Annotated in this window: 26 protein-coding genes; 11 read left to right on the forward strand and 15 right to left on the reverse strand. The window is 65.1% G+C overall.

Annotated elements, in window-relative coordinates; all coding sequences use genetic code 11:
- Positions 1–19: 19 nt before the first annotated feature.
- The 5 genes from AC3WLE_RS07630 to AC3WLE_RS07650 all read right to left on the reverse strand — a co-directional run bounded on the left by AC3WLE_RS07630 (position 20) and on the right by AC3WLE_RS07650 (position 4,579).
- Positions 20–2,242, reverse strand: coding sequence for a polysaccharide biosynthesis tyrosine autokinase (locus AC3WLE_RS07630; RefSeq protein ID WP_492319364.1), 2,223 nt, complete (start codon positions 2,240–2,242; stop codon positions 20–22).
- A gap of 73 nt (positions 2,243–2,315) precedes the next feature.
- The gene (locus AC3WLE_RS07635) at positions 2,316–2,597 is read right to left on the reverse strand and encodes an arsenate reductase/protein-tyrosine-phosphatase family protein (RefSeq protein WP_492344824.1); all 282 of its coding nucleotides are present in this window, start codon (positions 2,595–2,597) and stop codon (positions 2,316–2,318) included.
- 13 nt (positions 2,598–2,610) lie between these two features.
- Complete coding sequence (locus AC3WLE_RS07640; RefSeq protein WP_492319450.1) at positions 2,611–3,822, reverse strand: polysaccharide biosynthesis/export family protein; 1,212 nt, start codon at positions 3,820–3,822, stop codon at positions 2,611–2,613.
- Positions 3,823–3,914: 92 nt separating this feature from the next.
- Positions 3,915–4,118, reverse strand: coding sequence for a hypothetical protein (locus AC3WLE_RS07645; RefSeq protein WP_492319363.1), 204 nt, complete (start codon positions 4,116–4,118; stop codon positions 3,915–3,917).
- Complete coding sequence (locus AC3WLE_RS07650) at positions 4,115–4,579, reverse strand: low molecular weight protein-tyrosine-phosphatase (protein ID WP_492319362.1); 465 nt, start codon at positions 4,577–4,579, stop codon at positions 4,115–4,117. Before AC3WLE_RS07650 ends, AC3WLE_RS07645 begins: the two co-directional genes overlap by 4 nt.
- 919 nt (positions 4,580–5,498) lie before the next feature.
- On the opposite strand from AC3WLE_RS07650, the gene tviB reads away from it, so the two are divergent.
- The 4 genes from tviB to AC3WLE_RS07670 are packed head-to-tail and all read left to right on the forward strand — an operon-like array spanning position 5,499 to position 11,074.
- Positions 5,499–6,776, forward strand: a complete 1,278-nt coding sequence (tviB, locus tag AC3WLE_RS07655) for a Vi polysaccharide biosynthesis UDP-N-acetylglucosamine C-6 dehydrogenase TviB (protein ID WP_492319361.1) — start codon at positions 5,499–5,501, stop codon at positions 6,774–6,776.
- Positions 6,777–6,822: 46 nt separating this feature from the next.
- Positions 6,823–7,908, forward strand: coding sequence for an NAD-dependent epimerase/dehydratase family protein (locus AC3WLE_RS07660; protein ID WP_492352407.1), 1,086 nt, complete (start codon positions 6,823–6,825; stop codon positions 7,906–7,908).
- A gap of 29 nt (positions 7,909–7,937) precedes the next feature.
- The gene (gene asnB / locus AC3WLE_RS07665) at positions 7,938–9,968 is read left to right on the forward strand and encodes an asparagine synthase (glutamine-hydrolyzing) (RefSeq protein WP_492319359.1); all 2,031 of its coding nucleotides are present in this window, start codon (positions 7,938–7,940) and stop codon (positions 9,966–9,968) included.
- Positions 9,956–11,074 carry a glycosyltransferase family 4 protein gene (locus AC3WLE_RS07670; RefSeq protein ID WP_492319358.1) on the forward strand — a complete coding sequence of 373 codons (1,119 nt, stop codon included), beginning with the start codon at positions 9,956–9,958 and terminating at the stop codon, positions 11,072–11,074. The genes asnB and AC3WLE_RS07670 overlap by 13 nt, the downstream gene beginning before the upstream one ends.
- 249 nt (positions 11,075–11,323) lie before the next feature.
- Here AC3WLE_RS07670 and AC3WLE_RS07675 read toward each other — a convergent pair whose 3' ends face one another.
- Both AC3WLE_RS07675 and AC3WLE_RS07680 read right to left on the reverse strand, forming a co-directional pair.
- Positions 11,324–12,406, reverse strand: coding sequence for a glycosyltransferase family 4 protein (locus tag AC3WLE_RS07675; RefSeq protein WP_492356804.1), 1,083 nt, complete (start codon positions 12,404–12,406; stop codon positions 11,324–11,326).
- A 127-nt stretch (positions 12,407–12,533) separates the two neighbouring features.
- Complete coding sequence (locus AC3WLE_RS07680; RefSeq protein ID WP_492319356.1) at positions 12,534–14,576, reverse strand: polysaccharide biosynthesis protein; 2,043 nt, start codon at positions 14,574–14,576, stop codon at positions 12,534–12,536.
- A gap of 509 nt (positions 14,577–15,085) precedes the next feature.
- Here AC3WLE_RS07680 and AC3WLE_RS07685 point away from each other — a divergent pair.
- Genes AC3WLE_RS07685 through AC3WLE_RS07695 form a run of 3 tightly spaced genes read left to right on the forward strand, consistent with a single transcriptional unit; the run spans position 15,086 to position 18,093 of the window.
- Entirely contained in the window at positions 15,086–16,270 is a 1,185-nt protein-coding gene (locus AC3WLE_RS07685; RefSeq protein WP_492356809.1) for a DegT/DnrJ/EryC1/StrS family aminotransferase, read from the forward strand.
- Between the two features lie 58 nt (positions 16,271–16,328).
- Positions 16,329–16,970: a hypothetical protein gene (locus tag AC3WLE_RS07690; RefSeq protein ID WP_492319355.1), complete on the forward strand. Its 642-nt coding sequence runs from the start codon at positions 16,329–16,331 to the stop codon at positions 16,968–16,970.
- A 46-nt stretch (positions 16,971–17,016) separates the two neighbouring features.
- A complete protein-coding gene (locus tag AC3WLE_RS07695) occupies positions 17,017–18,093 on the forward strand; it encodes a lipid II:glycine glycyltransferase FemX (RefSeq protein ID WP_492344825.1) in 1,077 nt (358 codons plus the stop codon).
- A gap of 111 nt (positions 18,094–18,204) precedes the next feature.
- On the opposite strand, the gene AC3WLE_RS07700 is transcribed toward AC3WLE_RS07695, so the two are convergent.
- From AC3WLE_RS07700 to AC3WLE_RS07715, 4 genes are all read right to left on the reverse strand, one after another.
- The gene (locus AC3WLE_RS07700) at positions 18,205–19,137 is read right to left on the reverse strand and encodes a glycosyltransferase family 2 protein (protein WP_492356803.1); all 933 of its coding nucleotides are present in this window, start codon (positions 19,135–19,137) and stop codon (positions 18,205–18,207) included.
- Between the two features lie 78 nt (positions 19,138–19,215).
- Positions 19,216–20,172, reverse strand: a complete 957-nt coding sequence (locus tag AC3WLE_RS07705; RefSeq protein ID WP_492319352.1) for a response regulator transcription factor — start codon at positions 20,170–20,172, stop codon at positions 19,216–19,218.
- A gap of 717 nt (positions 20,173–20,889) precedes the next feature.
- A complete protein-coding gene (locus AC3WLE_RS07710) occupies positions 20,890–21,207 on the reverse strand; it encodes a hypothetical protein (protein ID WP_492356802.1) in 318 nt (105 codons plus the stop codon).
- Positions 21,208–21,266: 59 nt separating this feature from the next.
- Positions 21,267–21,389 (reverse strand): hypothetical protein, encoded by a 123-nt coding sequence (locus tag AC3WLE_RS07715; protein WP_010811106.1) that lies wholly within the window; start codon positions 21,387–21,389, stop codon positions 21,267–21,269.
- A 486-nt stretch (positions 21,390–21,875) separates the two neighbouring features.
- Here AC3WLE_RS07715 and AC3WLE_RS07720 point away from each other — a divergent pair, with 486 nt between their 5' ends.
- Positions 21,876–22,013, forward strand: coding sequence for a hypothetical protein (locus AC3WLE_RS07720; protein ID WP_010811105.1), 138 nt, complete (start codon positions 21,876–21,878; stop codon positions 22,011–22,013).
- Positions 22,014–22,101: 88 nt separating this feature from the next.
- Positions 22,102–22,545 (forward strand): cyanase, encoded by a 444-nt coding sequence (cynS, locus tag AC3WLE_RS07725; protein WP_010811104.1) that lies wholly within the window; start codon positions 22,102–22,104, stop codon positions 22,543–22,545.
- On the opposite strand, the gene AC3WLE_RS07730 is transcribed toward cynS, so the two are convergent.
- Together AC3WLE_RS07730 and AC3WLE_RS07735 are read right to left on the reverse strand one after the other, a co-directional pair.
- Positions 22,539–23,771, reverse strand: coding sequence for a cyanate transporter (locus tag AC3WLE_RS07730; protein WP_492319350.1), 1,233 nt, complete (start codon positions 23,769–23,771; stop codon positions 22,539–22,541). The two genes, cynS and AC3WLE_RS07730, sit on opposite strands and share 7 nt — an antisense overlap.
- Positions 23,764–24,222, reverse strand: coding sequence for a nucleoside deaminase (locus tag AC3WLE_RS07735; RefSeq protein ID WP_081225744.1), 459 nt, complete (start codon positions 24,220–24,222; stop codon positions 23,764–23,766). Before AC3WLE_RS07735 ends, AC3WLE_RS07730 begins: the two co-directional genes overlap by 8 nt.
- A 178-nt stretch (positions 24,223–24,400) precedes the next feature.
- Between AC3WLE_RS07735 and AC3WLE_RS07740 the strand changes: the two genes are divergently transcribed.
- Complete coding sequence (locus AC3WLE_RS07740) at positions 24,401–25,303, forward strand: LysR family transcriptional regulator (RefSeq protein WP_010811101.1); 903 nt, start codon at positions 24,401–24,403, stop codon at positions 25,301–25,303.
- On the opposite strand, the gene AC3WLE_RS07745 is transcribed toward AC3WLE_RS07740, so the two are convergent.
- On the reverse strand, positions 25,282–25,470 hold the full coding sequence (locus AC3WLE_RS07745; protein WP_492319349.1) for a hypothetical protein: 189 nt from the start codon (positions 25,468–25,470) through the stop codon (positions 25,282–25,284). The two genes, AC3WLE_RS07740 and AC3WLE_RS07745, sit on opposite strands and share 22 nt — an antisense overlap.
- 296 nt (positions 25,471–25,766) lie before the next feature.
- Here AC3WLE_RS07745 and AC3WLE_RS07750 point away from each other — a divergent pair, with 296 nt between their 5' ends.
- Positions 25,767–26,462, forward strand: a complete 696-nt coding sequence (locus tag AC3WLE_RS07750; protein WP_011616326.1) for a phosphoribosyltransferase — start codon at positions 25,767–25,769, stop codon at positions 26,460–26,462.
- A 7-nt stretch (positions 26,463–26,469) separates the two neighbouring features.
- Here AC3WLE_RS07750 and AC3WLE_RS07755 read toward each other — a convergent pair whose 3' ends face one another.
- A complete protein-coding gene (locus AC3WLE_RS07755; protein ID WP_492319348.1) occupies positions 26,470–26,976 on the reverse strand; it encodes a LeuD/DmdB family oxidoreductase small subunit in 507 nt (168 codons plus the stop codon).
- Between the last annotated feature and the right edge of the window lie 2 nt (positions 26,977–26,978).

The raw sequence follows: 26,978 nt of genomic DNA on the forward strand, positions 1-26,978 counted from the left end.
ACCGGCCGCCACCGTTTATCTAAGCCTGCTTGGTCGGTGCATTGCCGTACTCGGCGAGATAGCGATACTTGCCGAAGTAATTGTGGGCCCGATACCAGCGTCCCTCGATCACGAGCCCGTTGAACAGCACGCCCTTGACCTCTGCGCCAGCCTGGCGGATGGTTCGCTGCGCCGCGACCAGCTCGCCGGCGGTGGTCTTCTCGGCGCGCGCCACGAGGAATACGGCGCCTGCCTTGCCGGCCAGGATGCCGGCGTCAGCGGCCGCGAGCACTGGCGGCGTATCGATCAGCACGAGGTCATAGCGCGATTTGAGTTGCGCCAGCAGAGAATCCATGCCCGGGCTCAGCAGCAGATCCGCCGTGTGCGGAGGCTTGGTGCCGGTCGAGATGAAATCCAGGCCGGGCGCCACCTGCCGCTGTATGACGTGCTCCAGCGGCGCACCCATCAGCAGCTCAGTCAGGCCGGGACCCCGCTTGGCCTCGAAGAGGCCATGCAAGCCGCCGCGGCGCAGGTCGGCATCGATGAGCACCACACGGTGCCCGGCTGCGGCAATCGCGGCGAAGTTGGCGCAGATGAAGGACTTGCCGACGCCTGGCGCGGGGCCGCTGATCACCACCGTCCGGCTGTTGTTGCCTGCAAGGGCGAACCGCAACGCGGTGCGGAAGCTGCGCAGACTCTCCATGGCGGGGTCGTCCGGCTTTTGGAGCGCCAGTAGCCCGCCTCCGGATGGTAGCAGCGACTGCTGCCTGCTGAAGGGGATGGTCGAGTAGACGGTCATGCCTGTCTGCCGCTCGATTTCATCCGCATCGGCGATGCCGCCATCGAGAGCGTGGCGCACAAAGATCACCAGAAGGCCGGCAAACAAGCCCATGGCCAATGACATTCCGGCAATCATCACCCGGTTAGGGCGCACTGGCTTGAGCGGTACATCTGCCGGGTCGACCATCCGCGCGGTGCCCACCTTGCTCGCCTTGATTAGCCTGAGCTGTTGGGCATCGTTTAGCAGCGACTGGAGCGACTCGGTGCTGACCTTGACGTCGCGCATCAGGCGCAGCACGTTCTGCTCTACATCCGGCAGCTTCTGGATGCGCCCGGATACGCCATTCAACTGAGCGTTCAGGCCGGCAATCTGATTATCGATCAGTGCAATGGCCGGGTGGTTTGCAGTAAAGCGCGCAGCCAGTTCCTGCCGCCTCTGCTGCAATTCCTGCAGCCTGGTCTGGATTTGCACCGATTGTCCCAGGATCAGCTTGGACTCTTCGCTGAGATCGATCGTGCCGCGCTGATTGCGCATCGCGTTGTAACGGGTCTCGGCCGCGTCGACCTGCTGCCTGAGCACCGGTAGCTGTTGCTCGAGAAAGGCCAGCGACTTTTCCGCTTCCGCAGCTTTGCGGCGGATGTTCTGGTCGACATAGGCGTTGCCGATCTCGTTGAGGACCGCTGCCGTCATGCTCGCCGAGATGCCTTCCAGCGACACGCCAAGCACGCCGCTTTGCTTGCCACGCTCGCCGATCATCAGCCGCTCCTGCAGCCGCGTGATGGCCGCGCTGCGAGGCAGTCGACGGAGCACGAACTGGCTGCCGGGGCGCCCATCGAGCTGGCTGACCAGCATGGTGACCGTGCCGGTGGCGGTGGTGATTGCCAACGGCGTTCCAACTGTGCCCGTAGCCTCGGCATTGTCGCTGGCGAACCGCACCCGATACTGGTTGTCACCCAGCGCTGTCAGCATGATCTTGCGCTCCTCCATCGGCGCAGGCACGTCGAGCTGGGGCACGGTGATCGACTCATGTCCCCAGGCAAAGCCGCCCCATCCAAACAGCCCCGGGCGCGACAGCTCCGGGTTGAAATTGGAGATGGCCGGACCAATCAGGGGGAAATAGCGCGGCGCGGCCTCGATATACAGGCGCAGGTTGTCGACCGCCTTGCCGACCACCATTCGTGAACGCAGGAGTTCGATCTCGGCAGAAGCGGCGGGCTTGACGTCAAACACCGGCGAGACGCCGGCCGCGAGCCTGTTGGAGGCATTGCCGCTCAATTCCTCCACCTGCACCGTCATGTCGGCGCGGTAGATCGGCTTGGCAACAAGGGCATAGACAAGGCCTACGCCGATGACCAGCCCGGCTACGGACAGGAAGGTCCGGCGATAGCGAACCAGCAAATCGAGATAGGCGGTCAGATCCACTGCTGTGCCGCAATCGTCCGCACCAGCGGGGACATTGTCCCGCGTACTGACCGTTTTCATGATGCCTCTCCTTGACCATCGGCCGGTACGACTTCCTCCAGCCGCATAGACCATGATGCGATGCCCTGCTTGATCAGTTCCAGCACGATAACGAACATGCCCGGCGAACATCCGTATGGATATGGCCTGCCACCGCCACGAGCGCTTCATCGGCAGCGCAGGCGCGATGACCGGCGAGATCGTATCCCTCGCTCGCACGCAACCTGACAGCGCTCGGGTCGGCGGGTGCACCAACTGGCGGGGCGAGCCCGGCAGAAACCACATCGCATGCGGGCAGGACACGGCTCAGCAGGCAAGCCGCCATCGGGCTGCGGCAGACGTTGCCGACGCAAATGACCAGGATTGAGCGAACCATCTCTCGCGTCCCGCTATCGCAGTGCGCTTGTGGCACTGAACACCGGCTGCGTACTCGGTATCAGCTGGTTGATCACGCGACTCCAGCGGACGACCTGGCGTGCGTCCACATACACCACGTCCTTCGGTTCCAACTCGAAACCCTCGGCGATGGCCAGCGCTGCTGGCGAATTGCCGTCCAGGTGGAATATATTGGGTTCGCCATCGGCCGCCTTGCGGATCACGTAGATCTGCTCCGCATTGGCCGAACTCGGATTGACCCCACCGGCATCGCCAAGCGCCTCGTTCAGTGTCATCCGCCCATTGCGCATCAGCAGGGAGGCCGGGCGCACCACTTCGCCGGTGACGAAGATCTTGTTGTCCTCGCGCTGTTCCACGCGGACAATATCGCCGGAGCGCAGCATGATGCGGGCCGGATCGACACCCTTGGCCAACAGCGCGGGGATGTTGACATACCAACTGCGCTCGCCGCGGGTAACACGAATGCGGCTGTTGTCACCGGTCAGGTTCAGCACACCGCCGGCGCGGTTGAGCGCTTCCACCAGCGTCATCGGCGCATCGTCGATGGCCTGCATGCCAGGCGTCTTGACCTCGCCGTCGACATAGACGCGCTGGCTGCGGAAGCCGAGCACGCGAACCGTCATCTGCGGATCCCTGACCACTCGCGACAGCACGCGCGCCATCTGGTTGCGAACATCGTTTGCCGTTCTGCCGGCCACCTTCATGACGCCGGCGTAGGGGAACTGAATATCGCCCTGCGCGCTGACCACATAGCCAGGCACGTTGGAGCCACCGGTCGACGTGGGGGGCTCAAAGGCGGCTCCGATGCTGTAGGTCTGGGTGGGAAAGACCAGTTCCGGATGGTCCCACACCACGACCGAGATGATGTCGCCAGGGCCGATCCGATAAGGCTGCGGAGTCGCGAACAGTTCCTCGACCCGCTCGTTGTCCGTACGAGCCTTACTGCGTTGAGCTTTCACCAGATCGAGGGTGATCGGTGTCACCTTGGGTACGACATCGGGCCCGATTGCACTCACTACCGCCTTGTTGTCGAAGTACATGCCCGGCGACGCGGCGCAAGCCGCGAGCAGACCTGTAGCAATAACTATCGCCAGACTGGAAAGGACATTATGGCGATCGGTAGCGAAGGTCCGGGAATGAATGCGCCAATTGACTGGTCTCACGGCGATCTCCTTGCTGATAGCAGTGGACATCGCACCGTATATGCCATGCCCCCCGACGATTGCATCGTAGGAGGGGCTGCTCCCCGATTCGGTGCGTTGTCGCACACTGAATGCGACGTCTGCGAAGCCCGCTGCTAGATGGTCGCAAGCACATCATGCCTGCGCGCGCTGCGGCTTTTTTGGCTATTACGCAGGCCGAAGTCTCCGGTGACCTTCCAGATGCCGGGGCACGGGGGATGCAAAGCTGCCGCAGCATCAAGATAGGCGGTCAGGCCAATCGGCTTGGCATAGGCACCCTGACCGTTGGACACGGCTTCGCGTGTACCGACTGTCTTCATGATGCGTCTCCATCGGTGTGTGCGGATGTTGCAGCCTCAATCTGTGCCGACCACGTCTCGATGCCTTGCTTGATCAGCCCCAGTACGATGTTGAACATACTGAGGGAGCCGCCGTACGGATCCGGCACATCCGCAGGCACAAATTCGCAAAGGCGGTATGTCTTTCCCCGGGCTTGCGGAAAGAGCAACTCCAGTTCCGTGCGCTGTTCGTTGTCCATCACCAGGACCAGCTCGGCAGCTGCCACCATGATCGCGTCGACGGCGCGCGCGCGATGGCTGGCGAGATCACAGCCCTCATCTGCCAGCAGCCTGATCGCACGCGGATCGGCATTCGCGCCAATCGGAGGCGCGAGTCCTGCCGAGGCGATCTCGCAGCCCGGCAAGGCGCGCCGGAGCAGGCACGCTGCCATCGGGCTGCGGCAAACGTTGCCGACGCAGATGACAAGGATGGACCTGATCATGCTGTCGCGCCTGTCAGACAACACTGATGGTACTGAACATGGGCTGGGTGACGGGGAGCGGCAGGTTGATCATGTGGCCCCACCGTACCATGTCAGTCACGTCTGGCACAGCGTCGGGTCCGATTGCCGCAACTTTTGTCTTCAACCCGGAATACGTGCCTGGCGACGCGGCGCGTGCGGCCAGCACCAATACAGAGCCAAGCAAGACGAAGCATGATGTGATGGCATGGCAGAGCCATCCTAGTCCCACCCCACCTGAGTCCTTCCCGGCCGGGATCGGTCTCATAGCAGTCTCCTTTATGGATACGAGCGGACATGGTGCCCCATGCATGTCTCAGCTATTGCATCGTAGGGAGGCACAAGCAATTACTCGGTGCGCTCTCGCACACTGGTCGGGTTCGCCGCCATGGGTGGAAAGCGGGCAGGCTGCATTTGGGCGTCTGATCGGAGGACTCATCCCTGAGGATGAGAGCGCAGTGGGCGAGGCACCGTCCATGCGCTTTTCCTCGGGCGCGCAGCATCGCATTCAGCCTTTAGAACGACAGCCATAGCGCGGCGTCGTTGCCAGACCCCAGCGGTCGGCTGCGGCCGAGTTTGGCAGCTTCGTCTCAAGTTGTGCTGCCAGCCAATTGTCCTTGCTGCCCGGCCCGGGAATGTGCGGGCGGCAACGGTGCTGAAGAAGAACCCTGGGCCAGTATTTCCCCAATCCACTGAAACAGCCCGAGCTGCGCAATGTATCCACAGATTTCCGATTCGCCCGGTCCGATTGAAGGCGCGGCGCGCCCGCTATCCATCCGGTCTTCTGTACGCCAAGGCACGAAGCCCCGCGCACAGAGCGCTGCCCGCCCCGGATAATCCTTCAAAAGTCCGCTCTTCCATGCCGGCCCCGTCAGGCTCACTCACCCAGGAGATCACGGCCATGGACCTCAGTAATGCACAAATCGCCATCATAGGCCTGGGTTACGTCGGCCTGCCGCTCGCGGTGGAGTTCGGCAAGCAGCGGCCCGTCGTGGGCTTCGACATCAATGCCGCGCGCATCGATGAGCTGCGCAGCGGCCGGGATGCCACGCTGGAGGTCAGCCCGGATGACCTGCGCAGCGCACGCCACCTGAGTTACAGCAGCGACCCCGCGGCCCTGAGGGACTGCAAGGTCTTTGTCGTTACCGTACCCACGCCGGTGGACAAGGCCAAGCGTCCGGACCTGACACCGCTGATCCTGGCGAGCGAGACAGTGGGCCGCGCAATGGCGCCAGGCGCCGTAGTGATCTACGAATCGACCGTCTACCCAGGCGCCACCGAGGAGATCTGCGTGCCGGTGCTGGAACGGCATAGCGGCCTGAAATTCAACGCGGACTTCTTCTGCGGATACAGCCCGGAACGCATCAACCCGGGCGACAGGGAGCACCGGCTGCCGGATATCCGTAAGGTTACCAGCGGCAGTACGTCCGAGGTCAGCGAGGCCATCGACGAGCTCTACCGGAAGATCATTGTGGCCGGCACGCACCGCGCGAGCAGCATTCGTGTGGCCGAGGCCGCGAAGGTCATCGAGAACACCCAGCGGGACGTGAACATTGCGCTGATGAACGAACTCAGCCTGCTCTTCCATAAATTGGGAATCGACACGCTCGAAGTGCTGAGGGCTGCCGGCACGAAGTGGAACTTCCTGCCATTCCGCCCGGGCCTGGTTGGCGGGCACTGCATCGGCGTCGATCCCTACTATCTCACGCATAAGGCGCAGGAGGTCGGCTATCACCCGCAGGTGATCCTGGCCGGAAGGCGCATCAACGACAAGATGGCCTTCCACGTTGCCGACGAGGTGGTGAAGCTCATGTTGCGTCGGGGTATTCCCGTGCTCGGCAGCCGCATCCTCGTGCTTGGCCTGACCTTCAAGGAGAACTGTCCGGACGTGCGCAATACCAAGGCCGTGGACATCGTGACGACGCTGCGGGGCTACAACGCCGAGATCGACGTCTATGACCCCTGGATCAACGTCGAGGAAGCCGAGGAGGAATATGGCCTGGCGTGCCTGCGCGAGCCTCCGCGGTGCGATCAGTACGACGCGATCGTGCTGGCCGTGCCCCATCACCAGTTCGTCACCATGGGCGTGAGAGCAATCAAGGCCTTCGGCAAGCCCCATGCGGTGCTGTTCGACGTGAAAGGAATCTTGCCGAGGAGCGAAGTTGACGCACGCCTGTAGGAATGCCCGGAAAGCAGCCGGAACCGGCACGGCACAAGAGCAAGCCATGGAAGCCAACAGCTACGCGCCTCTCAAGGTCCGCCTGGCCGCTACGCCATGCACGTGGCTTGTCACCGGCGTCGCCGGATTCATCGGCAGCAATCTGCTGGAAACATTGTTGCGGCTAGACCAGCGCGTTGTAGGCCTGGACAACTTCTCCACTGGCCATCGCCGCAATCTCTGCGAGGTCGAGGCGCTGGTGTCGCCCAGGCAGTGGGCCAATTTCCAGTTCATCGAAGGGGATATCCGCAACTTCGAGCATTGCCGCAGCGCCATGGTATTTCGCGAGCCCCAGGCCAAGGGAGCAGCCGCCGACGTGTATCCGGTGGATTTCGTGCTGCATCAGGCGGCTCTCGGCTCCGTGCCCCGCAGCCTGGAAGACCCCATCTCGACTCACAGTGTCAACATCAGCGGCTTCCTGAACATGCTGGTCGCCGCCCGCGACGCCCAGGTCAAAACCTTCGTCTATGCGGCAAGCAGCAGCACCTACGGCGACCACCCGGGCCTGCCGAAGGTGGAAGAAAACATTGGCAAGCCCTTGAGCCCATATGCGGTCACCAAGTACGCGAACGAGCTGTACGCAGACGTCTTCGCCCGCTGCTACGGCGTGCATGCCGTCGGACTGCGCTACTTCAATGTGTTCGGACCGCGCCAGGACCCCAACGGCGCCTATGCGGCCGTGATCCCGAGATGGATCGCGGCGCTGTTGCGACGTGAAACTGTCTACATCAATGGCGACGGGGAAACGAGCCGCGACTTCTGCTACGTCGCGAACGCCGTGCAGGCCAACCTGCTGGCCGCCGCCAGCGAAAGCCAGGAGGGCGACAGCCAGGTCTACAACATCGCCGTCGGCGACCGCACCACGCTGAGCACGCTGTTCCAGCTTCTTCGCGATGGGCTCGGCCCCTACGGCATCGCCGCCGACACCGAACCGGTCCATCGCGCCTTCCGGGCGGGCGATGTGCGCCACAGCCAGGCGGACATCGGCAAGGCGAAACGGCTGCTGGGATACCGGCCCACTCACCGCATTCGCGACGGCTTGGCCGAGGCGATGCATTGGTATGTGCAGATGCATCAGGCGCTGGACGTCTGATCGTAACCGGAAGATAGGGGAAGACAACGATGTGCGGATTCGCAGGATTTCTTGGCGGCTTGCCTGCCGCTCCGCCCGACCGTGCGGCCATGCTGTCCGAGATGGCACGCCGGATCCGCCACCGTGGGCCGGACCACGGCGATCTCTGGTGCGATCCGCACGCGCCGTTCGGCTTCGCGCACCGGCGCCTGGCGATTGTCGATCTCACCCCCGCCGGCCAGCAGCCGATGATGGCGGCCAGTGGCCGATACGTCATTGTGTTCAACGGCGAGATCTACAACCATCTCGAAATCCGCGCCGAGCTCGAAGGCGTCGGCGCCGCGCCTCAGTGGCGAGGGCATTCGGACACGGAGACGCTGCTCGCCAGTATCGATGCCTGGGGCGCCGATGCCACCGTCCGGCGCGCCATAGGGATGTTCGCCTTTGCATTGTGGGACCGGCAGACGCGCACGCTGACGCTGGCGCGCGACCGGATCGGAGAAAAGCCGCTCTACTACGGCTGGCAAGGGGCAGGCAGAGGCCGTACCTTTCTCTTCGGGTCGGAACTCAAGGCACTGCGCCCGCATCCGGCATTCGAGGGCCGCATCGACCGCGACGCGTTGAGCCTGTACATGCGCTACAACAACGTGAGCGGTGCCCATTCTATCTACCACGGCATTGCCAAACTGCCACCGGCGCACCTGTTGACCGTCTCCATGCAGGCGCCCGATCCTGTGCCGCGCGCCTACTGGTCTGGCGCCGCGGCGGCGCTGAATGGCAAGCAAGACCCCTTCTCAGGTGACCCCGAACAAGCGGTGGACAGGCTGGAGGCGCTGTTGCGCGAGGCGGTGCGCCGCCAGATGATGTCGGACGTGCCACTGGGCGCCTTTCTTTCCGGCGGCGTCGACTCCTCGACCGTAGTGGCGCTGATGCAGTCCCAGTCGTCCCAGCCGATCCGCACATTCTCCATCGGCTTCCATGACTCGGACTACAACGAAGCCGCGCACGCGAAGGCCGTCGCCCGGCATCTGGGCACGAGCCATACCGAGCTGTACGTCACGCCGGAGCATGCGATGGCGGTCATCCCGGAGCTGCCCGAAATCTACGACGAGCCGTTCTCCGACTCCTCGCAGATCCCGACGCTGCTTGTCAGCGAACTGGCCAGGCAGCACGTTAAGGTGTCGCTCTCGGGCGACGCGGGCGATGAGTTGTTCGGCGGGTATAACCGCTACCAGATCACGGCCGAACTGTGGCATCGACTTGCTCACATTCCCCGCCCAGTGCGCGCCGCAGCGGCATGGGGGCTGACCCGCCTCTCTCCGCGCCGGATCAATCAGATCGCAGCATCGCTTCCCATGGCTTCGCGCTGGGCCAACGTGGGCGAAAAGGTCCACAAAGGTGCCGGCGTCATGGCCGCGCGCTCTGCAAACGAGCTCTACCTTGGCATGGTTTCCCAGTGGCAATTCCCGAAGGCAATCGTCGTGGGTGGGGCGGAGCTGGCCTCTGTGCTGGACAGCGCCATGGGTTCGCTCGAGACGCTGAGCGACGTAGAACGCATGATGGCGTCCGATATGCTGACCTATCTGCCCGACGACATCCTCACCAAAGTCGACCGCGCGGCTATGGCGCGAAGCCTGGAGACGCGCGTGCCGTTCCTCGATCACCACGTGGTCGAGTTTGCCTGGCGCCTGCCCCTGGCTTACAAGATCCGCCGGGAAGGCGTCGGCTACACCACCAAGTGGGCGCTCAGACGCGTGCTTGACCGCTACGTGCCCAGTGAACTCATCGAGCGGCCGAAGATGGGTTTTGGCGTCCCGATCGACGCCTGGTTGCGAGGGCCGCTGCGTGACTGGGCTGAGGATCTTCTTGACGCGCAGCGCTTGCGACGCGAGGGCTATCTGAATCCGGAACCGGTTCGCAGGCGGTGGGCAGAACATCTTTCCGGGCAGCGCAATTGGCAGCATCCGCTGTGGTGTGTGCTCATGTTCCAGGCTTGGTTAGCACACGAAACCGCACAGCAGACTTCCCCCGAACAGGCCTGCCGGGTTGAATTCAATTGGAGGCCGGCATGCGCTTTCTGATGATCGCGAGCTTTGCCGAGTCGCTGATCGCGTTTCGCGGCCCGCTCATGGAGGCATTGCAGGAAAAGGGACTGGAGATGCATGTCGCCGCGCCGGACATGCCGGTGGGACACTCCATCCGCACCGCGCTGGAGTCGCGCGGCGTGGTCGTGCATCACGTTCCCCTCGAACGTAACGGCAAGAACCCGCTGGCCGACGCGCGCACGCTGCTCGCTTTGCATCGCCTGATGCGGCGGGTCAGGCCTGACTGCGTAATGTGCTATACGATCAAGCCCGTCATCTACGGCATGCTGGCGGCCTGGCTGGCCCGTGTGCCACGCCGCTTCGCGTTGATCACGGGGCTGGGCTACGCCTTTGGCGAGGACAGGGGCAGGAACGGCCTGCGTGCCGTGGTGCAGCGGCTGTATGCGCTGGCACTCAGCCGGACAGATACCACCTTTTTCCAGAATCCGGATGACGAGGCGCTGTTCCGCCGGTCCGAGATCCTGCCACCCGACAGGCGTTCGTGTATCGTCAACGGCTCCGGCGTCGACGTCGCCAGCTTCCAAGTCGCGCCCTTGCCGGACGACAGCCCCCGCTTCCTGCTGATCGCCCGCCTGCTGGGCGACAAAGGCGTGCGCGAGTATGCCGAGGCGGCTCGGCGCATCCGGGCGCGGGGCGCCAGAGCGCGCTTCAGCCTGGTCGGCTGGATCGACAACGGCCCCGACGCCATCGCGCAGCAGGAACTTGACGCATGGGTGGCCGATGGAACCATCGACTACCTCGGTCGCCTGTCCGACGTCCGCCCGGCTATTGCTGGCTGCAACATCTACGTGCTGCCTTCCTACGGAGAGGGCACACCGCGTTCCGTGCTCGAAGCCATGGCGATGGGGCGCCCCATCATCACCACCGATGCACCGGGCTGCCGCGAGACGGTGGTTGATGGAGACAACGGCCTGCTGGTGCCGGTCAGGTCAGTCGGCGCGCTGGAGCAGGCCATGATGCAGCTGATAGAGGACTGGGAAAAGGTCGTAAACATGGGCCAGCGCTCGCGCCAGATCGCCGAAAGCAAGTACGACGTGCGCAAGGTCAACGCGGCGATGCTGCGCGAGATGGGGTTCGAGTAGGCGCCGGCAGACGCAGGGCGCGTGGAGCATCGCTTGCCCGGATCGCACATCCATGGATTGGGCCTTGAGTCGTCCGGCCTGACGTGCAGAGGATCATGAGGTCCGCTGCCCGTGACGTCGTTGCCGGAAATCTGGATACCCACAGGGTGGAGCCCGTCTAACCATGAGCGAACCGAGGCGCAGTTTCCTGGCGGGGCTAGCCGTCTTCCCTTTCGTATCCGGCCGGAGTGTCAGGTTTGAGTTTGGATGTCATCGTGTTGATGTTGCGGCCTGCGAGAACATGGTCGCCATTTTCGGGGCTATCTTTTGCACGCAGTAGAGGTTTTCGACGAGCCCGCGTCCAGCTCTCCCCATGGTGTCTCGAAGCTCGGCGCTAGTGAGCAATAGCGACAGTCTCGAGATCCAGTCCGCCTCGCCCCGCGCCAGAAAGCCATTAAAGGTATCCCGCACAATCTCCTGGTTGACCCCTATTGGCGAGGCGATCACTGGCAGGCCGCATGCCATGTACTGGATCAGCTTGTACCCGCATTTGCCTCGTTCCCATGGAGAATCGACGAGCGGCATGATACCGACGTCGCAATCCGCAATGGAGGCAGCCTCCGTGTCTTCGGTCCAGGGGATGTATTCCACGTCCACGCCCGGGGCGCTGAACTGGCTGCCTATCACGCGCAGGGTGAATTCATGGTGGTCGGCCAGGGAAGCTAGGGCTGATTTCAGAACACCCAGGTACTTGACAGTGGAGGGCGAGCCGATCCAGACAATACGCAAAGGCGTGGCAGGATTCTCGCTCAGTCGACGCTGGACGGTGTAGCGGCCCAGTTCGACGACTGTCGGGACAATCTCGACCCAACTCGCGCCTGCGCGCCTTGCGCGCTCCGCCAGGTACTCGTTCCCGGCGATGACCAGGCGGGCGCCCGACATCAGGGTGTCCAAACGACGACCGTACAAGGATCGCACCAGTGCGGAACGATGGAGATCATAGACATGGAACTGCGCGTCATCGTAGTCCAAAATATATGGCACCCCCTTCAACAGGCCACTTTCCAGCCAGACCGGGAACCAAGGGAGCGCCTCTTTCTCGATCCAGATGAGGTCAAAGTCTCGCCGCCTGACCAGCGCGAGCAAACGTCGCGCATAGGACTGAAGCAGCGACGTGATGACGTAACCGGCACGGCTGTAGCGCTGTCTGAGAACCGCATCAGATAGCAGCGGCTGCACCGTCACCGACAGGCCGGCGCGTTCCAGCCATGGCAGAAATTGCAGGCCGCGCAGACGAGACGATGCGCCAAGCCGTCCGTACCTTGTAAGCACCAGGATGCGAGGTCCTTTCATTGCCGATTCCCCTTGGCAGGGAACTGCCGGTTCACGAGATGGGCCACGGGAAGGATGTAAATCCATTGGAAGGTGACAGCTTCGATATAGCGTCCGGCGTTATCCGTCTTCAACGCCGGTTCGTGGGTCAGGGCACATCGCCACGACTCACGGCACTTGCCGGTTTGAGCTCATCCGGACTGTCGCCAAGCAGGCCACGTGCCGTGATTTTCCGGATCGTCGCGTGTAACGGCTCGCGGGCCTCTTCCGCTGATTTCGGCCTTCGTTCGCCAGAGCGGGTTGCATCCAGCGAGCTGTAGGGAGCGTATTCCGGCACGATCAACTGCACCGCCGTCTGGATCGCGATTTCGTCGCGCATTTCGCAGGCGGCGAATAGCCGGTCCAGCCTGCTGTGCAGATCGGCCTCTTCCAAGCATGGCTCATGCGAGCACATGATGCGTTCGTGCACACTGGGCGTGACGTCACCGCCGATCAGCAGTTCCTCGTAAAGCTTTTCGCCCGGTCGCAGCCCGACGAACTTGATCTCAATGTCGCCACTTGGATTCTTGCGTGTACGCTCGACCAGCCCGGACATCTCGATCATCGTGCGCGCCAGATCAACAATGCGTACCGGCTTGCCCATGTCCAGCACGAAAACCTCACCGCCCTTGGCGATGGCGCCGGCCTGGATGACGAGCTGGGCCGCCTCCGGGATCAGCATGAAGAAGCGGATCACATCCGGATGCGTGATCGTGATGGGCCCGCCCTCGCGGATCTGCTTGCGGAACAGCGGTACCACGGAGCCGGATGAGCCCAGCACATTGCCGAAGCGAACCATCGAGAAGGTAGTGCGCGTGCTCGGGCGCGCGGCCGCGGCCTGGAACACGAGCTCGGCAATGCGCTTGCTGGCCCCCATCACGTTGGTGGGCCGTACAGCCTTGTCGGTGGACACCAGCACGCAGGTTTGCACGCCGAAATGGTCCGAAAGATTGGCGACTGTGCACGACCCTAGCACGTTGTTGCGTATGCCTTCCGGCATGTTCGCTTCCACCAGCGGCACATGCTTGTAGGCCGCGGCGTGGTAGATCGTGTCCACACGCTGGCCGCGCAGCGCGGCGGAGACTGCCGTGGCATCGCAGACGGAGCCGATCCGTGCGGTGATCTCCAACTCGGGGTAACGCAGCCTGAGTTCTTGCTCGATCGCGTAGAGCGCGTACTCCGAGTGTTCGAACAGGATCAGGCGCTGGGGATCCTGGGTCGCGATCTGGCGGCACAGCTCCTTGCCGATGGACCCGCCTGCGCCGGTGACCATGACCGTCTTGCGATGGATGCATTTGGCGAACAGTTCTTCGCGAGGTCGGACACTGTCGCGGCCCAGCAGGTCCTCGATGCTGACGTCGCGGATGGACTGCACGCTGATTTTTCGATCTACCAGTTCCAACAGGCTGGGCAGCGTGCGCACGCTGACTGAATAGCGGTGCAGTCTGTCGATAATCTGCCGGCGGCGCTCGACAGACAGTGACGGCACCGCCAGTACGACCTCATGGATGCCGTGCTGCTGAATCTGCTCGCGCATTTGGTTGCTGTGATAGACCGGCAGGTCGGCGAAGATATTGCGGTTGAGCGTAATATCGTCGTCGAAGAAGCATACCGCCTTGTGGCCAACGCTTGATCGCATGGCAATGGCTAACTGGAATCCTGCTTCGCCAGCACCGAAGATGCCAACACGCAACGCCGAGCGATCGCGCTGAGCCTGGCGATTTTTTTCTTGGGAGAACGTCAGCAACGAGCGTGCGACGAAGCGTGACGTCACAAGATAGGCAAATGCAATGAACCAGTAGATGAGCAGACCGCTACGAGGCAGCCGGTCGAGATGCACAAGGAACGAGAGTGCATAGGTGAGTCCGACCAGGCAGGCCAGGCTAATGCCGGTGGTCCAGAGAACCTTCAGATCAAAATATCTGATCACAGTCCGATACAGCCCGCTCAGCGAGAAGACGGGGATCGTACATGCGGCAATGATGAGCGGCGGCGCCATGCCGTACTGCACCAGCAGTTCGGGATTGCCCGCGCGCAGGAACAACGCCAGCGCGAAGCACAGGGGCAACGCCAGCAGGTCCGCCGACAACATGAGTGCCACCTTATGGCGTCTTGGTAGCGCTATAAGCCACTGCGACAGGAGATTTTTCATTTGCCAAGGCCTCACGTCATCACAGCTGAGGTCCGGCTGCGACCAGACCATGACCCAGGTGCGCCCAATGGCGGGACACACAACAGCGGTTTCGCGGCGTTCTCCATTGTTTTGAGTTTTCTTAGGGAAAGGCTGTGGCGGCAACCGGCATCTTGCTGCCGGCATTGACGCCCGACTTGCCTTTAATGCCGTCCGGGCGACGGAATGCCTTCGACACTGGTGCAGATGGAAGCCATTATGGGTTTTGCCCGGCGACGCGTAATGTCGCAAGGTGCGTTCGCGTACGAAAGTGCATAAGTCCGGGAGAGCGCACATGAGTCTCAACTGTGCGAACTAGTCCATCTGGCCGGCTTCACGCCCGAGGTCAGGTCTGATTAGATAAACGCAGCTTCCATGAGCAAAGCGGGCGGCATCGTGCAACGAGTCCCCCATATGTTTGTTCGGCTTTGTGGCGGATGCCATGGAGACTGCGACGCCCGTGCCGACTTCGATTGCTGAGGTGGATGACCATGTTAGACAGCGGTTTCTCTCCCTGGCCGAGCTTTACTACCGAGGAGGCAGCCGCCGTGCAGCGGGTACTGCTTTCGAACCGGGTGAACTATTGGACCGGCGCCGAATGCAGGGCGTTCGAGAAGGAGTTTGCCGAGTGGACCGGCTCGTCCTACGCGGTCGCGCTGGCAAACGGTACGCTCGCGCTGGACCTTGCCCTCAAGGCGCTGGACGTCGGCCCCGGGGATGAGGTGGTGGTCACGCCGCGGACATTCATCGCCAGTATTTCGTGCGTGGTCAATGCCGGTGCGATTCCGGTGTTTGCCGATGTCGATGCCGATAGCGGCAATCTGACGGCGAATACCATTGCGCGCGTGCTGACGCCAAGAACGCGTGCGATCATCTGCGTGCATCTCGCGGGCTATCCGTGCGACATGGACCCGATCATGGAACTGGCGCGATCGAGAGGGTTGAAGGTCATCGAAGATTGTGCGCAGGCGCATGGGGCTCGTTATCGCGGGCGTGCTGTTGGCACAGTCGGACATGTCGGTGCCTGGTCTTTCTGTCAGGACAAGATCATGACCACCGGCGGCGAAGGTGGCATGGTGACCACCAACGACGAGGCGCTTTGGTCGCGCATGTGGTCTTACAAGGATCACGGAAAGAGCTGGGAGGCCGTGTACCAGCGCCCCCATCCGCCTGGATTCCGTTGGCTGCACGAGTCTTTCGGCACCAACTGGCGCATGCTGGAGCTGCAGGCCACGATCGGCCGCCTGCAGCTCAGGCGCATGGAGAATTGGACTCGCCAGCGCACTGCCAACGCGATGGCGCTGATCCAGGCGCTCGCTTGCTGTCCTGCGTTGCACGTGCCGCTGCCACCTGCCGACTGCCAGCACGCCTGGTACAAGCTTTACGCCTACGTCCGGCCGCATGCGCTGAACGCTGGCTGGGACCGCGACCGCATCATGGCCGAAATCAACGCCGGCGGCGTGCCCTGCTACGCGGGAACGTGCTCAGAGGTCTACTTGGAGAAGGCCTTCGAGGATACCGGCTGGCGCCCGGCTGAGCGGCTGTCTGTGGCGCGCATGTTGGGTGCGACCAGCCTGATGTTTCTGGTGCACCCGACCCTGACCGCGGCCGAGATCGAGAAGACTGGCGCGATGGCGTGTGCTGTGATGCGGTCTGCCACGCGAGCGGTTGCATGATCGGATGGATATGTCATAGCCGCGCCGGCCGGCGGCGGGGGCAACGATGAGTCCCTGGATGCCACTAATCCTGCTTGGGGACAGCAGGTTGGTTTTGCCGCTGGCGGCCGCTATTGCGCTATGGCTGACCGGCGCTGGGCAATGGCGCCACGCCTTGCGTTGGCTGGTCTGGTTCGGATCGGGGGCGGCCCTGGTTGCCGCGGACAAGCTCGCGTTCGCGTCCAGTGGCTGGTCCTGGCCCGCGATTGACTTGTACGTTGTCAGCGGCCATGCCATGCTGACAACAGCGACCTACCCGGTATTGCTGATGTTGATGGGCGCGCGAATCAGCGTACGTGGGGCGCGCTGTGGGTGGTTGGCGGGGCTTGGGATGTCGGCCCTGATGTGCGTCGTGCTGGTGGCGGGACACTACCATACCATTGCGGAGACCCTGACAGGTGCCGTCATCGGGCTGGCAATTTGCACGTTCAATGCCGGTATGCCGACGCGCCTGCAAAGCAGGTGCACTCCGATAATGTTGGCATTGCTATTATTTTTGGCCTGTGCGGCCGCGATTCCGGCCGGGCGCAAGACAGCCAGGCACGCTGTCCAGTTGCTCGGTACGGAGCGGCAGGGCATATCACTGCAGTACTTGCGGCACATTCATGTGAACCCTGATACGGGAAAGACCGTAGTGACCGTCTTGCGGTGCTGGGGGTAATGCGACGTGACGGTCGACCAAAATAATGACTCTTTGGGAAGACCTGGTGCATGCCAATCTGTTTAGATCGGATGATGCCGAATGGCGCGATCTTCTGAAGCGTTGCTGGCACGACTGCCACCAAAAGCCGGGCTGGCTGCGAGCCGCTGAGCATGCTGATGGCGGGATTGCACTGGCGGTGCATGTGAGTGATGGCAAACACGAGTTGCTGGTGCCGATCTTGCGTCGTGAGCTCGGTGCAGGCATCTGGGATGCAACGTCGCCCTATGGCTATGCCGGCCCTGTTGTTACCGGGGCGGCGCGGGATGGCTTTGCCGACGAGGCCATGCAGGCTGCAGTTTCATTCCTGCGCGAGCAAGGCTGCGTGTCATGGTTTATCCGGCTGCATCCGATCCTCAACGCGGACTGGCGGAGCAGACTTGGCCTGGTGGTAGTGCACGGTCCAACGGTTTCGATCGATCTCTGCAAAACGCCGGAGGAACACTGGCGCGAAACCCAGTCTCGTCATAGGCGCGGCATCGACCGTGCTCGGCGCGCCGGTGTCACCGTACGGCTGGACACGAAATTCGAGAGCATTCCGTGTTTTGTCGATGTCTACAACCGCGCCATGGACAGGCTTGGTGCATCGAGTTACTACTATTTCGGGCAGTCCTACTATGAGGCCCTGATCGAGCAACTCGGCGACGAGTTGCTACTGTTCGTCGCCGAGGAAGAAGGGCGCATCATCGGTGGCGCGACGTTCACAGTGGCACCACAGGCCGGCATTATGCAATATCACCTGTCCGCGGCCGAAGACAAATTCCGCCACCGTCAGCCGGCCAAGCTGATTATCCACACGGCCCGAGAATGGGGGCGCCAGAATGGTTACAAGCGCCTTCATTTGGGTGGAGGCCTGGGCTCGCAGCAGGATTCGCTGTTCGAGTTCAAGGCCGGCTTTTCAGCTGATACCCATGTGTTTCGCACCCAACGGGTGGTGGTCGATCCGCAACGGTATGTGGCGCTGGCGGGCAATACGGCATCGGTACTGGACGACCTGAGTGGCTTCTTCCCCGCCTACCGGAGCGATGCGCAGAGGCCCACCCGCCCGCCTGCTGACCAGCCTGACACGAAGGCTCGTCTCTAGGGGCAGCTTCGGTTCGGCGTTGCCAATGCCTTCGCCGCATGGAGTGAAAAGCCACCATGATGCGGACATACGTTGTTCACCACGGTTCGCAGAAACGGGTACGCGATAGCGCTATTCGCGCGGCACAGGCGTGCGCAGGCCAGCAGCGGGCCCAGTTCCCAAGCGCTCATCGGCATAACGGTTGCGCAGCAGCCACCACAGGTGGCTCGCTGTAGCGTAGAAGAGGCGGATTCCGTGCGGACCTGCTGCGCGCAGATTGCGCCCAAGGTCATGAGGAAGCGCCATCAGCAGGAACAGGGCTTTGGACGGACGTTGCCTGCCGTGGCCATTGCGACGGCACGCCACAAACAGGCGAGAGGCTTCACTGGCGGGGCAAGACCGGCCTCCAGACAGCGACGGCAAGCGTTGGTTGACAGCAGTCGCGACCATCTCGATGCGGTAGCCGTGTTCCTGTACTGCGCAGCCAGACAGTTCGAGCTCGTCATATCCTCCGGCCAATTGCTCGTCAAACACCACACTCGCGAACAGTTCCCGCGGGAACACGGCGCTGCGCAGCAGCACTGTGCACAACCGCTCGCCATGGCGATAGTTCTGCGTCGGATACCCGAGGAAGGCCGGCTTGCGTGGATCGCAGCGCTGCCCCTGGCAGAGTTCGGCCCCGGTCAGGATGAGCGGCGTCGCACAGCCGGCGGTGGCCCGGCGGATATGGTCGTCGGCAATACACTCGGCCATCTGCTGCAGAAAGGTCGCACCCAGCAGCGTCTGATCATCCAGGAACAGCACATGCGAGCCGGTGGCCGCGCACAGAGCGCGGTTGCGGTTGGCCGCCGGGGTACGGCGCGGGCCTTCCAGGTAGGTGATGTCCGGATAGTCCCGGCGCATCATCTCGCGCGTGTCGTAGCCGCTGCTGTCGTCGGTGACGATGAGCTGGTGCGGCGGCATGGTGGAATCAGCGACCGATTGCAGCGTGTGCCGCAGCTGCTCGGGATGGTCGCACGTGTAGATGCACACCGAAACGGTGGGCAGGAACGAGCTTGCCGGCATGGTGACCCCTCCAATGTTCGGCAGATGGCAGACACCTGCGCCGGCCCGTCTGGTGCGGGCGCGGCGCAAGGTCCTGAACTACAGCACCGGGCTGGCGGCCTGGAACGCGGCTTCGCCGGTGCGGGACGCAACCACAGGGCGCGCGGTGCTGCCGCGCGTGAAGCGTTCATCGCCGCTGACCCACTCGAGCGTCGCGCCACGTTGCAGGGCGGCATAGACGGCCTCGCCCTTGTTGCGTACCTTCAGGCGCTGGTACAGCGTGCAGGCGTGACTCTTGACCGTTGCCACCGAGATATTGAGCATGCGGCTGACGGTCTTGATCGGGTAGCCGCGTGCCAGCAGCACCAGCACCTCGTACTGGCGCGGCGTGATCTTCAGCATTTCGGCTTCGTCGTAGCTGGGCTCTTCCTCGACCAGCGGCGCTGCATTGGTGGCAGCCGGGGCCGACAGCGGCTGCCCCGGCCGCAGGCCGGTGAGGTCGCGCACCGCCACGGTGGTGCGTGCGGCACCGGGCGTGCCGGCGCATGCCACCAGCGACAGTTGCTCGCCTGTGAGCGCGTGCGCAGGGTTCAGCGGAAGCGGCGCGGCCGAGGCCAGCGACTGCACGGCCGGCATGGCCGAACGCGACGCCGACGGCATCGAGCCGGTTTCGGCCGAGAACAGCAGCCCCTGCACGCCTGACACCGCCAGCCGGATGGCCGCCTCGATCACCGCCAGCGAAGCGGATTTCGGCAGGCAGCCGCAGACGCCGCGGGCGCTGTCCGCGTTGGGCACATGCAATGGCAAGATGTCTGCCAGGATCAGGATGCGTTGCGGCGACAGTGCTTCGCGGGCCTGTTCGAGCTGCGGCCAGCCAGACCCCACATCGGCGGGCATGCCGAATACCAGCAGGTCTGCGTTGTGGTGCCGGGTGTCCAGCCTGGCGATGTCCGCGGGCGCAATGGCGGCAACCTGGGCAGACTCCTGGATGTTCTCGAGCATCTGCAACAGCCCGAGCCGGAGCAGTGGATGCTCCTCGATCAGCAACGCGTTCATTGACTTCACTCCCCGTTACTCGAGGGCGGAATGCGGGGCGCTTTGCGTATGGAGGGCATTGCAGGACAGCAGTCACCTGCGGCGACTGGCTGCTTGTCTGACCCCCATGCTTCCATGCTCCGGCAGTCCCGTTCTTCTGGATGGAACTTGTCGGTGGCTGGAAGGTTGACCCGAACCCGAACCCGAAAGATTCTCGCTCCTAAATCGGCTTAAATTCATCTTATGGGCTGGTTGAATGGAATGCAAGCGGGCCGGTCTGGGACGAGTGGGGGTGGGAATGAAAGGACATACATAATCCTTTCAAAAATCATCCGAACGCACCGGTCCAGGTTCCGCAAACGCCGCGCTGACGCGGGGTCCAGGAGGTTTCACGGATGTGACATCCGGATTTAATTTGGTTGCAGCATTGAAACAGATAGCATTATCTACACCCCCTGTAAGTAGTGTTCTTAACCCCATGGTGGGGTATCGGTAATATATCTGCGGCGGATTGCTCCAATCATGAAACGCCGCTTTCATATGTGTTTTCGAAATAGGCCTGCCTGATTTTCAGGCAGGTCGGGCGCATGGCCTAGTGCTTCTGGATGAGAGACGTCTCCCACCTCGGGATGAGCGCTGCGGCGCCGGCTGCGCCGGCCTGCACCGGACTTGCCACCGCCTGCCGGGAGGACAGCGTGGCGGGCCCGGGGCCGGCCGGCAGGTCCGCCCGCGGCGGCGTCAGCGGGCCCAGTGGCCGGGGCGCATGACCCAGCCGTGCGGGCCGCGCACCCAGCGCTCGGGCACATAACGGTAGCCTGGACGCTGCGCCTTCCAGTAGCCGGCGCGCCAGTCGTAGCGCCCGCCGCTGGCGGTCCAGTGGCCCGGCACCCAGACCTGGCCGCGGCGCGCGGCGGGGTGCGGTTCATAGCGCGGCGGCGGGGGCGGATGGCCATAGCCGTGGGCGATCGCCACCGCATGGGCCTCGGCGGGGGCGGTCAGTCCGAAGGCGCCGCCCGTGGCGAGGACGGCTGCGGCAAGCAGGAGCTGGCGTTTCATGTGGATTCTCCTTGGGGCGGTTGGAAGCGGTTGGAAGCGGTTGGAAGCGGCTGGATCGGTCAATAGCGGTCGTAGTGGTGGTGGCGCGGCGGCGGGCCGCCGCGCGGTGGCACTACGATGCAGGCGGACAGCAGTGCGGCCGTGGTGGACAGCAGCACCAGCAGCGAGAGGGCGCGTTTCATATGGGCTCCTGGCGGGTTCGCGTTGGACATGGCTTCAATGTAGCGAGCCGACCCCGCAGCGCGTGCTTGCACTTGTAAGGCTGTCTCACAAGGGCTTGTGCTGCTGGCGCAGGCCCGCCCCGGGCGCGCGGCATCCCGGAAGCCCTTGCGTATCAAGGCGTTGCGCGCATGGCGGCAGGCCCATGGCGTGGCCTGCGCGTGCCGGGGCGGAGGTAATGTGACGTTACACGGGAAATAATTCTCGCAACGCAACGGGCCCCGGAGCGGGCGCCGCACCCTTTGTGGGCGGCCTGGCCGGGCACGCAGAAACGGGTACGCCGCGATGGTGCGCGATGCCTCGGCATGGCCCGGCAGGGGGGCACTGGCAGCGTCACGGCGCCATCACGGTGCGTTCAGTCGCGCAAATCGGTGGGGCGGAAATGGCATGAAGCTTGCGCCATGGGCTATACCAGTCGGAAGTGGCCTCGTGTGCTTGAAGGAGGCGTCATGCCGGTCATGCTCATCGTGCTTGCCCTGCAATGGCTGCAGGGGCTGTCGCCGCCCGCCGCGGCGTTGTTCGCGCTGCCGCAGGAGATGGCGCCTGCGGATGCCGCGGCCATCGTCGAACCCGCGCTGACACGCTGACATGGGCTGACGCCGGGGTGGTATGACTACCCTGCCGCCGCGGCAGTCCGAGTGGTTCCATCCAACCTACCACTGTCATGGAGTCAGCATGAACCGCAGCGACGTCACCGACCTCATCATCGAAGCCAAGGTCACCCGCGGCATTGCCTGGGCGCAGGTGGCCGAACGCGTCGGCCGCAGCAAGGAATGGACAACCGCGGCGTGCCTGGGCCAGATGGCATTCGACGCCGCCGGCGCGCGCGCGGTGATGGAGCTGTTCGGGCTGCCGCCCGAGGCCGAACCCTGGCTGCGCGAGGTGCCGTACAAGGGCTCGCTGCCGACGCAGGTGCCGGCCGATCCGCTGATCTACCGCTTCTACGAACTCATCAGCGTGTACGGCACCACGTTCAAGGCGCTGATCCATGAAGAGTTTGGCGACGGCATCATGAGCGCGATCGACTTCCGCATGGACCTGCAGCGCGAGCCCGATCCCAACGGGGACCGGGTGCGCATCGAGATGTCGGGCAAGTTCCTGCCCTACAAGACCTACTGAGCAGCGACTGCGCGCATCGGCGGCAGCGCAAGCGACACGCCATAGCGCGTCGGGTCCAGGCGCATGGTCAGCACGCCCACCAGCGCGGCGCAGGCCAGGTGGTACCACCAGCCCGCGGCGAAGCCGCCGGTGCGTTCGTGCAGTATGGCGGTGATCCAGGGCGCCAGCGACGCCAGCAGGAAGCCGCCGCCTTGCATCAGGGCGCTCAGCGCGCCGGCGCTGTCGGGGTCCGGCAGGTGGTCCAGTGCCACCACCAGGTACAAGGCAAAGCAGCCACCGAGGCCGGCGCCGCCGATCACGGCCCACGCGTGCGGCGCGGCATCGGGCCACAGCGCCAGTCCGCCGAAGCCCGCCACCTGCATGGCCAGCGCCAGCGCCATCCAGGCGCGGCGGTCCAGGCTGCGCGCGGCCAGCAGCGGCAGCAGCAGCGCCGCGGCGGCCTGCGCCACCGCCATCAGCGCCACCAGCGACCCGCTCGCCGAAGCGCTCCAGCCGTGGTCCTGGTAGAACGGCGCGAGCCACGCCACCAGCGACGCATAGCCGCCGTTCATCACGCCAAAGCAGGCCATCAGCAGCCAGGTGCGCGGACGCCGCAACAGCGCGCGCGTTGCCCTCGCCGGGCGGCTTGCCGGCACCCCGGGGCCGCGCGCCGCGGCGCGCGGCAGTGCCACCCAGGCCAGCGCCAACGCTGCCAGCGCAGGCACGGCCCACAGCGCCAGCGCATCGCGCCAGCTGCCGGCCAGTGCCGTCACGTCGGGCGACAGCTGCGCGCCGAGCGCGCCGCCGCCCATCAGCGCGGCGGAGTACAGCCCCATCACCGGCGCCACGCGCCCCGGGAATTCCTGCTTGACCAGGCCCGGGCAGGCGGCCTGCACCACGGCCACGCCCAGCCCGCACAGCGCGGCCGAGGCGATCAGCCAGGTGCCGTCCGCCACGCCCAGCCGCAGCGCGCAGCCGGCACCGAGCAAGGCCAGCGCGCCAAGCACCGCGGTGCGCGCACCCAGCCGCTCGCGGATGGCCGGCCCGAAGAACGCGCCCACGCCCATCAGCAGCATCGGCAGCAAGGTCAGCCAGGCCATGCCCTGGTAGCTGAGGCCGGTGCCGCTGCGGATGGCCGGGGCCAGCGGCCCCACCGCGGTCAGGAACGGCCGCAGGTTCAGGCCGATGCCGGCGACCGCGGCCAGCACCAGCCAGCGCGGGGTGGCGCCGCGCGCGCCCTCAGCCACGGGGCGCGCGCGGGCCGTAGAGCTGCGCCGCAGAGAGATCGACCGCCACCCGCGTGAGCGGCAGCGGCGGCGGGTTCAGCGACAGGCGCAGCGCCTGGTAGGCGGCCTCGCTCGACATGCCGTAGGGCGCGGCATCGTGGTTGTCGAAGGCGTAGTAGACCGCCTGCACGCCGGCCATGGTCATCGCCGCCAGGCACATCGGGCAGGGGTGGCCGCTGGCGTAGACCACGCTGCCGCGCAGATCGGGGCGGCCCAGCTTGCGCGCGGCGGCGCGCACCGCCTCCATCTCGGCATGGGTGGTGGGGTCGTGGCTGTGGACGATGTCGTTGACGCCGGTGGCGACGGCCTCGCCGTCGAGCACCAGCACGGCGCCGAAGGGGCGCGCGCCACGGTCACGGTTGGCCGCGGCAAGGCGAACCGCCTCGCGCATGAATTCCTGGTGAGTGGTCATGGTTGGCAAAAAAGTGAGTGCATGCTCGCGAGCAGGGCGGCATGGGTCTTTTGAGGGGCGTTCCCGGTGGCCGCAGGGCGCGGGCCGGGGCAGCGTGCCAACTGTACGCCGGGGCTTGGTAATTGGGAAATTAAATGATGAAATCGCCGGCAGTGGAAAAACCAATGGATAACCGGCCATGCAGGACCCTCGCCTCGATCCCGTGCTGCTGCAGAGCTTTGTCGCCGTGGCGGAAAGCGGCAGCTTTACCCGCGCCGCGCAGCGCGTGCACCTGACCCAGTCAACGGTCAGCCAGCAGGTGCGCCGGCTGGAAGACCAGCTCGGCTGCGTGCTGCTGGACCGCGGCGGCCGCTACGTCACCACCACGCCCGAGGGCGAGCGCCTGCTGGGCTACGCGCGCCGCCTGCAGCAGCTGATGGCCGAGGCGGTGGGGCAGCTGCGCCAGAGCGCCGGCCAGGGCGAGATCCGCATCGGCGTGCCCGAGGACTTTGCCGCGCGGCCGCTGACGCCGGTGCTGGCCGGGTTTGCCGATGACTGGCCTGGCATGCGGCTGGAGGTGACCAGTGGCATGAGCCATGAGCTGTGGCAGCGCTTCCAGGACCGGGAACTGGACCTGGTGCTGGTCAAGCAGCGGGTCGGGCAGGCGCCGGGGCTGGCCAGCTGGCCCGAGCCGCTGTGCTGGATCGACAGCCGCAGCCGTCCGGCGGTGGCGCGCGACCCGGTGCCGCTGGTGGCGTTTCCGGTGGGCGGGCTGTACCGCGGCGAGATGACGCACGCGCTCGACGCCGGCGGACGGCGCTGGCGTGTGGCCTTTGTCAGTGCCAGCCTGGCCAGCATCCTGGCCGCGGTGGCCGACGGCCTGGGCGTTACCCTGCTGCCGCGGCGCCTGGCCACGGCTCAGCACCAGGTGCTGGAGGACGGCGGCTGGCCCGCCGCGGTGCCCGACGTCGAGCTCAGCCTGCACGCGCAGCCGGACCTGCCGGCCGCGGCGCGCGACATGGCCGCGCGGCTGGCCGCGCTATGCGAGACCGTGATGGGGTCGGGCGCGCCGCCCGCGGATCAGCCGAAGAACTCGTTGTAGTAGCGGGTGCAGGTGCCGGCCGGGCGGAAGGTGTAGGGCAGCTCGGCCATCGCCGCGGCTTCCAGTGAGCCGAACGGGATGTCGGGCGCGGCCAGGGGGCCGGCTTCGGGGGCGGACTGGTGGTCGGAGCGCGCAAGCTCGGCGCGGGTGTTGGATGGCGAAGTCATGTCAGGCTCATTCTCAAGGGCCGGGCACTGCACCCGGCAACTGCGGATCGGCGTTGTCAACGCGTGCAGCCATCCTAATGCTGCAGCGCGGCGCAGTCAGCCGCCCCAGCCTGAACACACTGTTGCGCAATCGCGCCCAATCGGGGCGACTTGCCCGGCGTTGCGCGCGCCCGGCTGCCGCCGGCGACTTGCGCCAACGCCGTCCGCGGCAGGGTCTATATTGGCTGAGGGTTGCCTGCGCCGCTTGCTTTGCGGGCAGTGCGGGCCTGAGTGCCGCTGACCTTCCGGAGCGTGCCATGTCGTTGCCTCCATGCTTTACCGATCGCCGCGAGGCTGGCCAGTACCTGGGCCGCCGCCTGGCCGAACTGGGTTTTGGCGCCGCACAACTGGGCCAGCCCGCGCTGGTGCTGGCGCTGCCGCGCGGCGGGGTGCCGGTGGCGTTCGAGGTGGCGCGCGCGCTCGACGCGCAGCTGGACGTGCTGCTGGTGCGCAAGATCGGCGCTGCCGGCTATCCCGAGCTGGCGCTGGGCGCGGTGGTGGAGGGCGATGCCGGCGGCGGCGGCCCGCACACCGTGGTCAATGACGATCCCTGGGCGCGCCGCGCCGTGGAAAGCGGCAGCTTCGATGCCGAGCGCGGCCGCCAGCTCGACGAGATCGCGCGGCGCCAGCGGCGCTATCGCGGCGGTGCGCCGGTGCCGGAGCGCGCCGGGCGCACGGTGATCGTGGTCGATGACGGCGTGGCCACCGGCGCCACCATGCGCGCCGCGCTTGAAGGCGTGCGCATGGCCGGGGCGGCGCGGGTGGTGGCGGCCACGCCGGTGGGGTCGGAGCAGGGGCTGGCCAGCCTGTCGGCCGCGGCCGACGAGGTGATCTGCCTGAACACGCCCCCCAGCTTCGGCGCGGTTGGCGCCTTCTACCTGGATTTCTCCCAGACCAGCGATGAAGAGGCGCTGGCCCTGCTGCGCGCGGCGGCGCCGCCGCCTGCGCGCTGAGGTTCGCTCAGCCCTTGCCCAGGCGCGCCTTCAGGTGCGGCACCAGCCCGCCGGCGGCCAGGATCGCCCGCAGGAAGTCGGGGATGGGCTCGCACGCGACCAGGCTGCCGTCGTCCAGGCGCAGCTGTGCCGTCGCCAGGTCCAGCACCGCGTGCGCGCCGTCGGCCAGGCGGCTGGTGTCGGCGCAGACCAGCACCGGCAGGCCCAGGTTGATGGCATTGCGATAGAACAGCCCGCCGAAGGACTGCGCCACCACGGCGCCCACGCCCAGCGCGCGCAGCGCCTGCGGCGCCTGCTCGCGCGAGGAGCCGATGCCGAAGTTGGCACCCGCCACCAGCACGTCGCCGGCTTGCACGCTGCCGGGGAACTCCGGGCGCAGCGAGGCCAGGCAATGCCGGGCCAGCACGGGCAGCGGCGATTTCATCAGCACGGCGGGGGCCATGGCATCGGTGTCGATGTTGTCGCCGAAGCGCCAGAGGCGGCCAGTGGGATCGGGGGCGATAGCAGAGGTCATGC

This window comes from Cupriavidus sp. FW306-1B-F12B (genome assembly GCF_058781795.1).

Bases quoted from the DNA above. Each gene is read 5' to 3' on its own strand.
- AC3WLE_RS07630 (WP_492319364.1), bottom strand. From the start codon at position 2,242: ATGAAAACGGTCAGTACGCGGGACAATGTCCCCGCTGGTGCGGACGAT.
- AC3WLE_RS07635 (WP_492344824.1), bottom strand. From the start codon at position 2,597: ATGGTTCGCTCAATCCTGGTCATTTGCGTCGGCAACGTCTGCCGCAGC.
- AC3WLE_RS07645 (WP_492319363.1), bottom strand. From the start codon at position 4,118: ATGAAGACAGTCGGTACACGCGAAGCCGTGTCCAACGGTCAGGGTGCC.
- AC3WLE_RS07650 (WP_492319362.1), bottom strand. From the start codon at position 4,579: ATGATCAGGTCCATCCTTGTCATCTGCGTCGGCAACGTTTGCCGCAGC.
- tviB (WP_492319361.1), top strand. From the start codon at position 5,499: ATGGACCTCAGTAATGCACAAATCGCCATCATAGGCCTGGGTTACGTC.
- AC3WLE_RS07660 (WP_492352407.1), top strand. From the start codon at position 6,823: ATGGAAGCCAACAGCTACGCGCCTCTCAAGGTCCGCCTGGCCGCTACG.
- asnB (WP_492319359.1), top strand. From the start codon at position 7,938: ATGTGCGGATTCGCAGGATTTCTTGGCGGCTTGCCTGCCGCTCCGCCC.
- AC3WLE_RS07670 (WP_492319358.1), top strand. From the start codon at position 9,956: ATGCGCTTTCTGATGATCGCGAGCTTTGCCGAGTCGCTGATCGCGTTT.
- AC3WLE_RS07675 (WP_492356804.1), bottom strand. From the start codon at position 12,406: ATGAAAGGACCTCGCATCCTGGTGCTTACAAGGTACGGACGGCTTGGC.
- AC3WLE_RS07680 (WP_492319356.1), bottom strand. From the start codon at position 14,576: ATGAAAAATCTCCTGTCGCAGTGGCTTATAGCGCTACCAAGACGCCAT.
- AC3WLE_RS07685 (WP_492356809.1), top strand. From the start codon at position 15,086: ATGTTAGACAGCGGTTTCTCTCCCTGGCCGAGCTTTACTACCGAGGAG.
- AC3WLE_RS07690 (WP_492319355.1), top strand. From the start codon at position 16,329: ATGCCACTAATCCTGCTTGGGGACAGCAGGTTGGTTTTGCCGCTGGCG.
- AC3WLE_RS07700 (WP_492356803.1), bottom strand. From the start codon at position 19,137: ATGCCGGCAAGCTCGTTCCTGCCCACCGTTTCGGTGTGCATCTACACG.
- AC3WLE_RS07705 (WP_492319352.1), bottom strand. From the start codon at position 20,172: ATGAACGCGTTGCTGATCGAGGAGCATCCACTGCTCCGGCTCGGGCTG.
- AC3WLE_RS07710 (WP_492356802.1), bottom strand. From the start codon at position 21,207: ATGAAACGCCAGCTCCTGCTTGCCGCAGCCGTCCTCGCCACGGGCGGC.
- AC3WLE_RS07715 (WP_010811106.1), bottom strand. From the start codon at position 21,389: ATGAAACGCGCCCTCTCGCTGCTGGTGCTGCTGTCCACCACGGCCGCA.
- AC3WLE_RS07720 (WP_010811105.1), top strand. From the start codon at position 21,876: ATGCCGGTCATGCTCATCGTGCTTGCCCTGCAATGGCTGCAGGGGCTG.
- cynS (WP_010811104.1), top strand. From the start codon at position 22,102: ATGAACCGCAGCGACGTCACCGACCTCATCATCGAAGCCAAGGTCACC.
- AC3WLE_RS07735 (WP_081225744.1), bottom strand. From the start codon at position 24,222: ATGACCACTCACCAGGAATTCATGCGCGAGGCGGTTCGCCTTGCCGCG.
- AC3WLE_RS07740 (WP_010811101.1), top strand. From the start codon at position 24,401: ATGCAGGACCCTCGCCTCGATCCCGTGCTGCTGCAGAGCTTTGTCGCC.
- AC3WLE_RS07745 (WP_492319349.1), bottom strand. From the start codon at position 25,470: ATGACTTCGCCATCCAACACCCGCGCCGAGCTTGCGCGCTCCGACCAC.
- AC3WLE_RS07750 (WP_011616326.1), top strand. From the start codon at position 25,767: ATGTCGTTGCCTCCATGCTTTACCGATCGCCGCGAGGCTGGCCAGTAC.
- AC3WLE_RS07755 (WP_492319348.1), bottom strand. From the start codon at position 26,976: ATGACCTCTGCTATCGCCCCCGATCCCACTGGCCGCCTCTGGCGCTTC.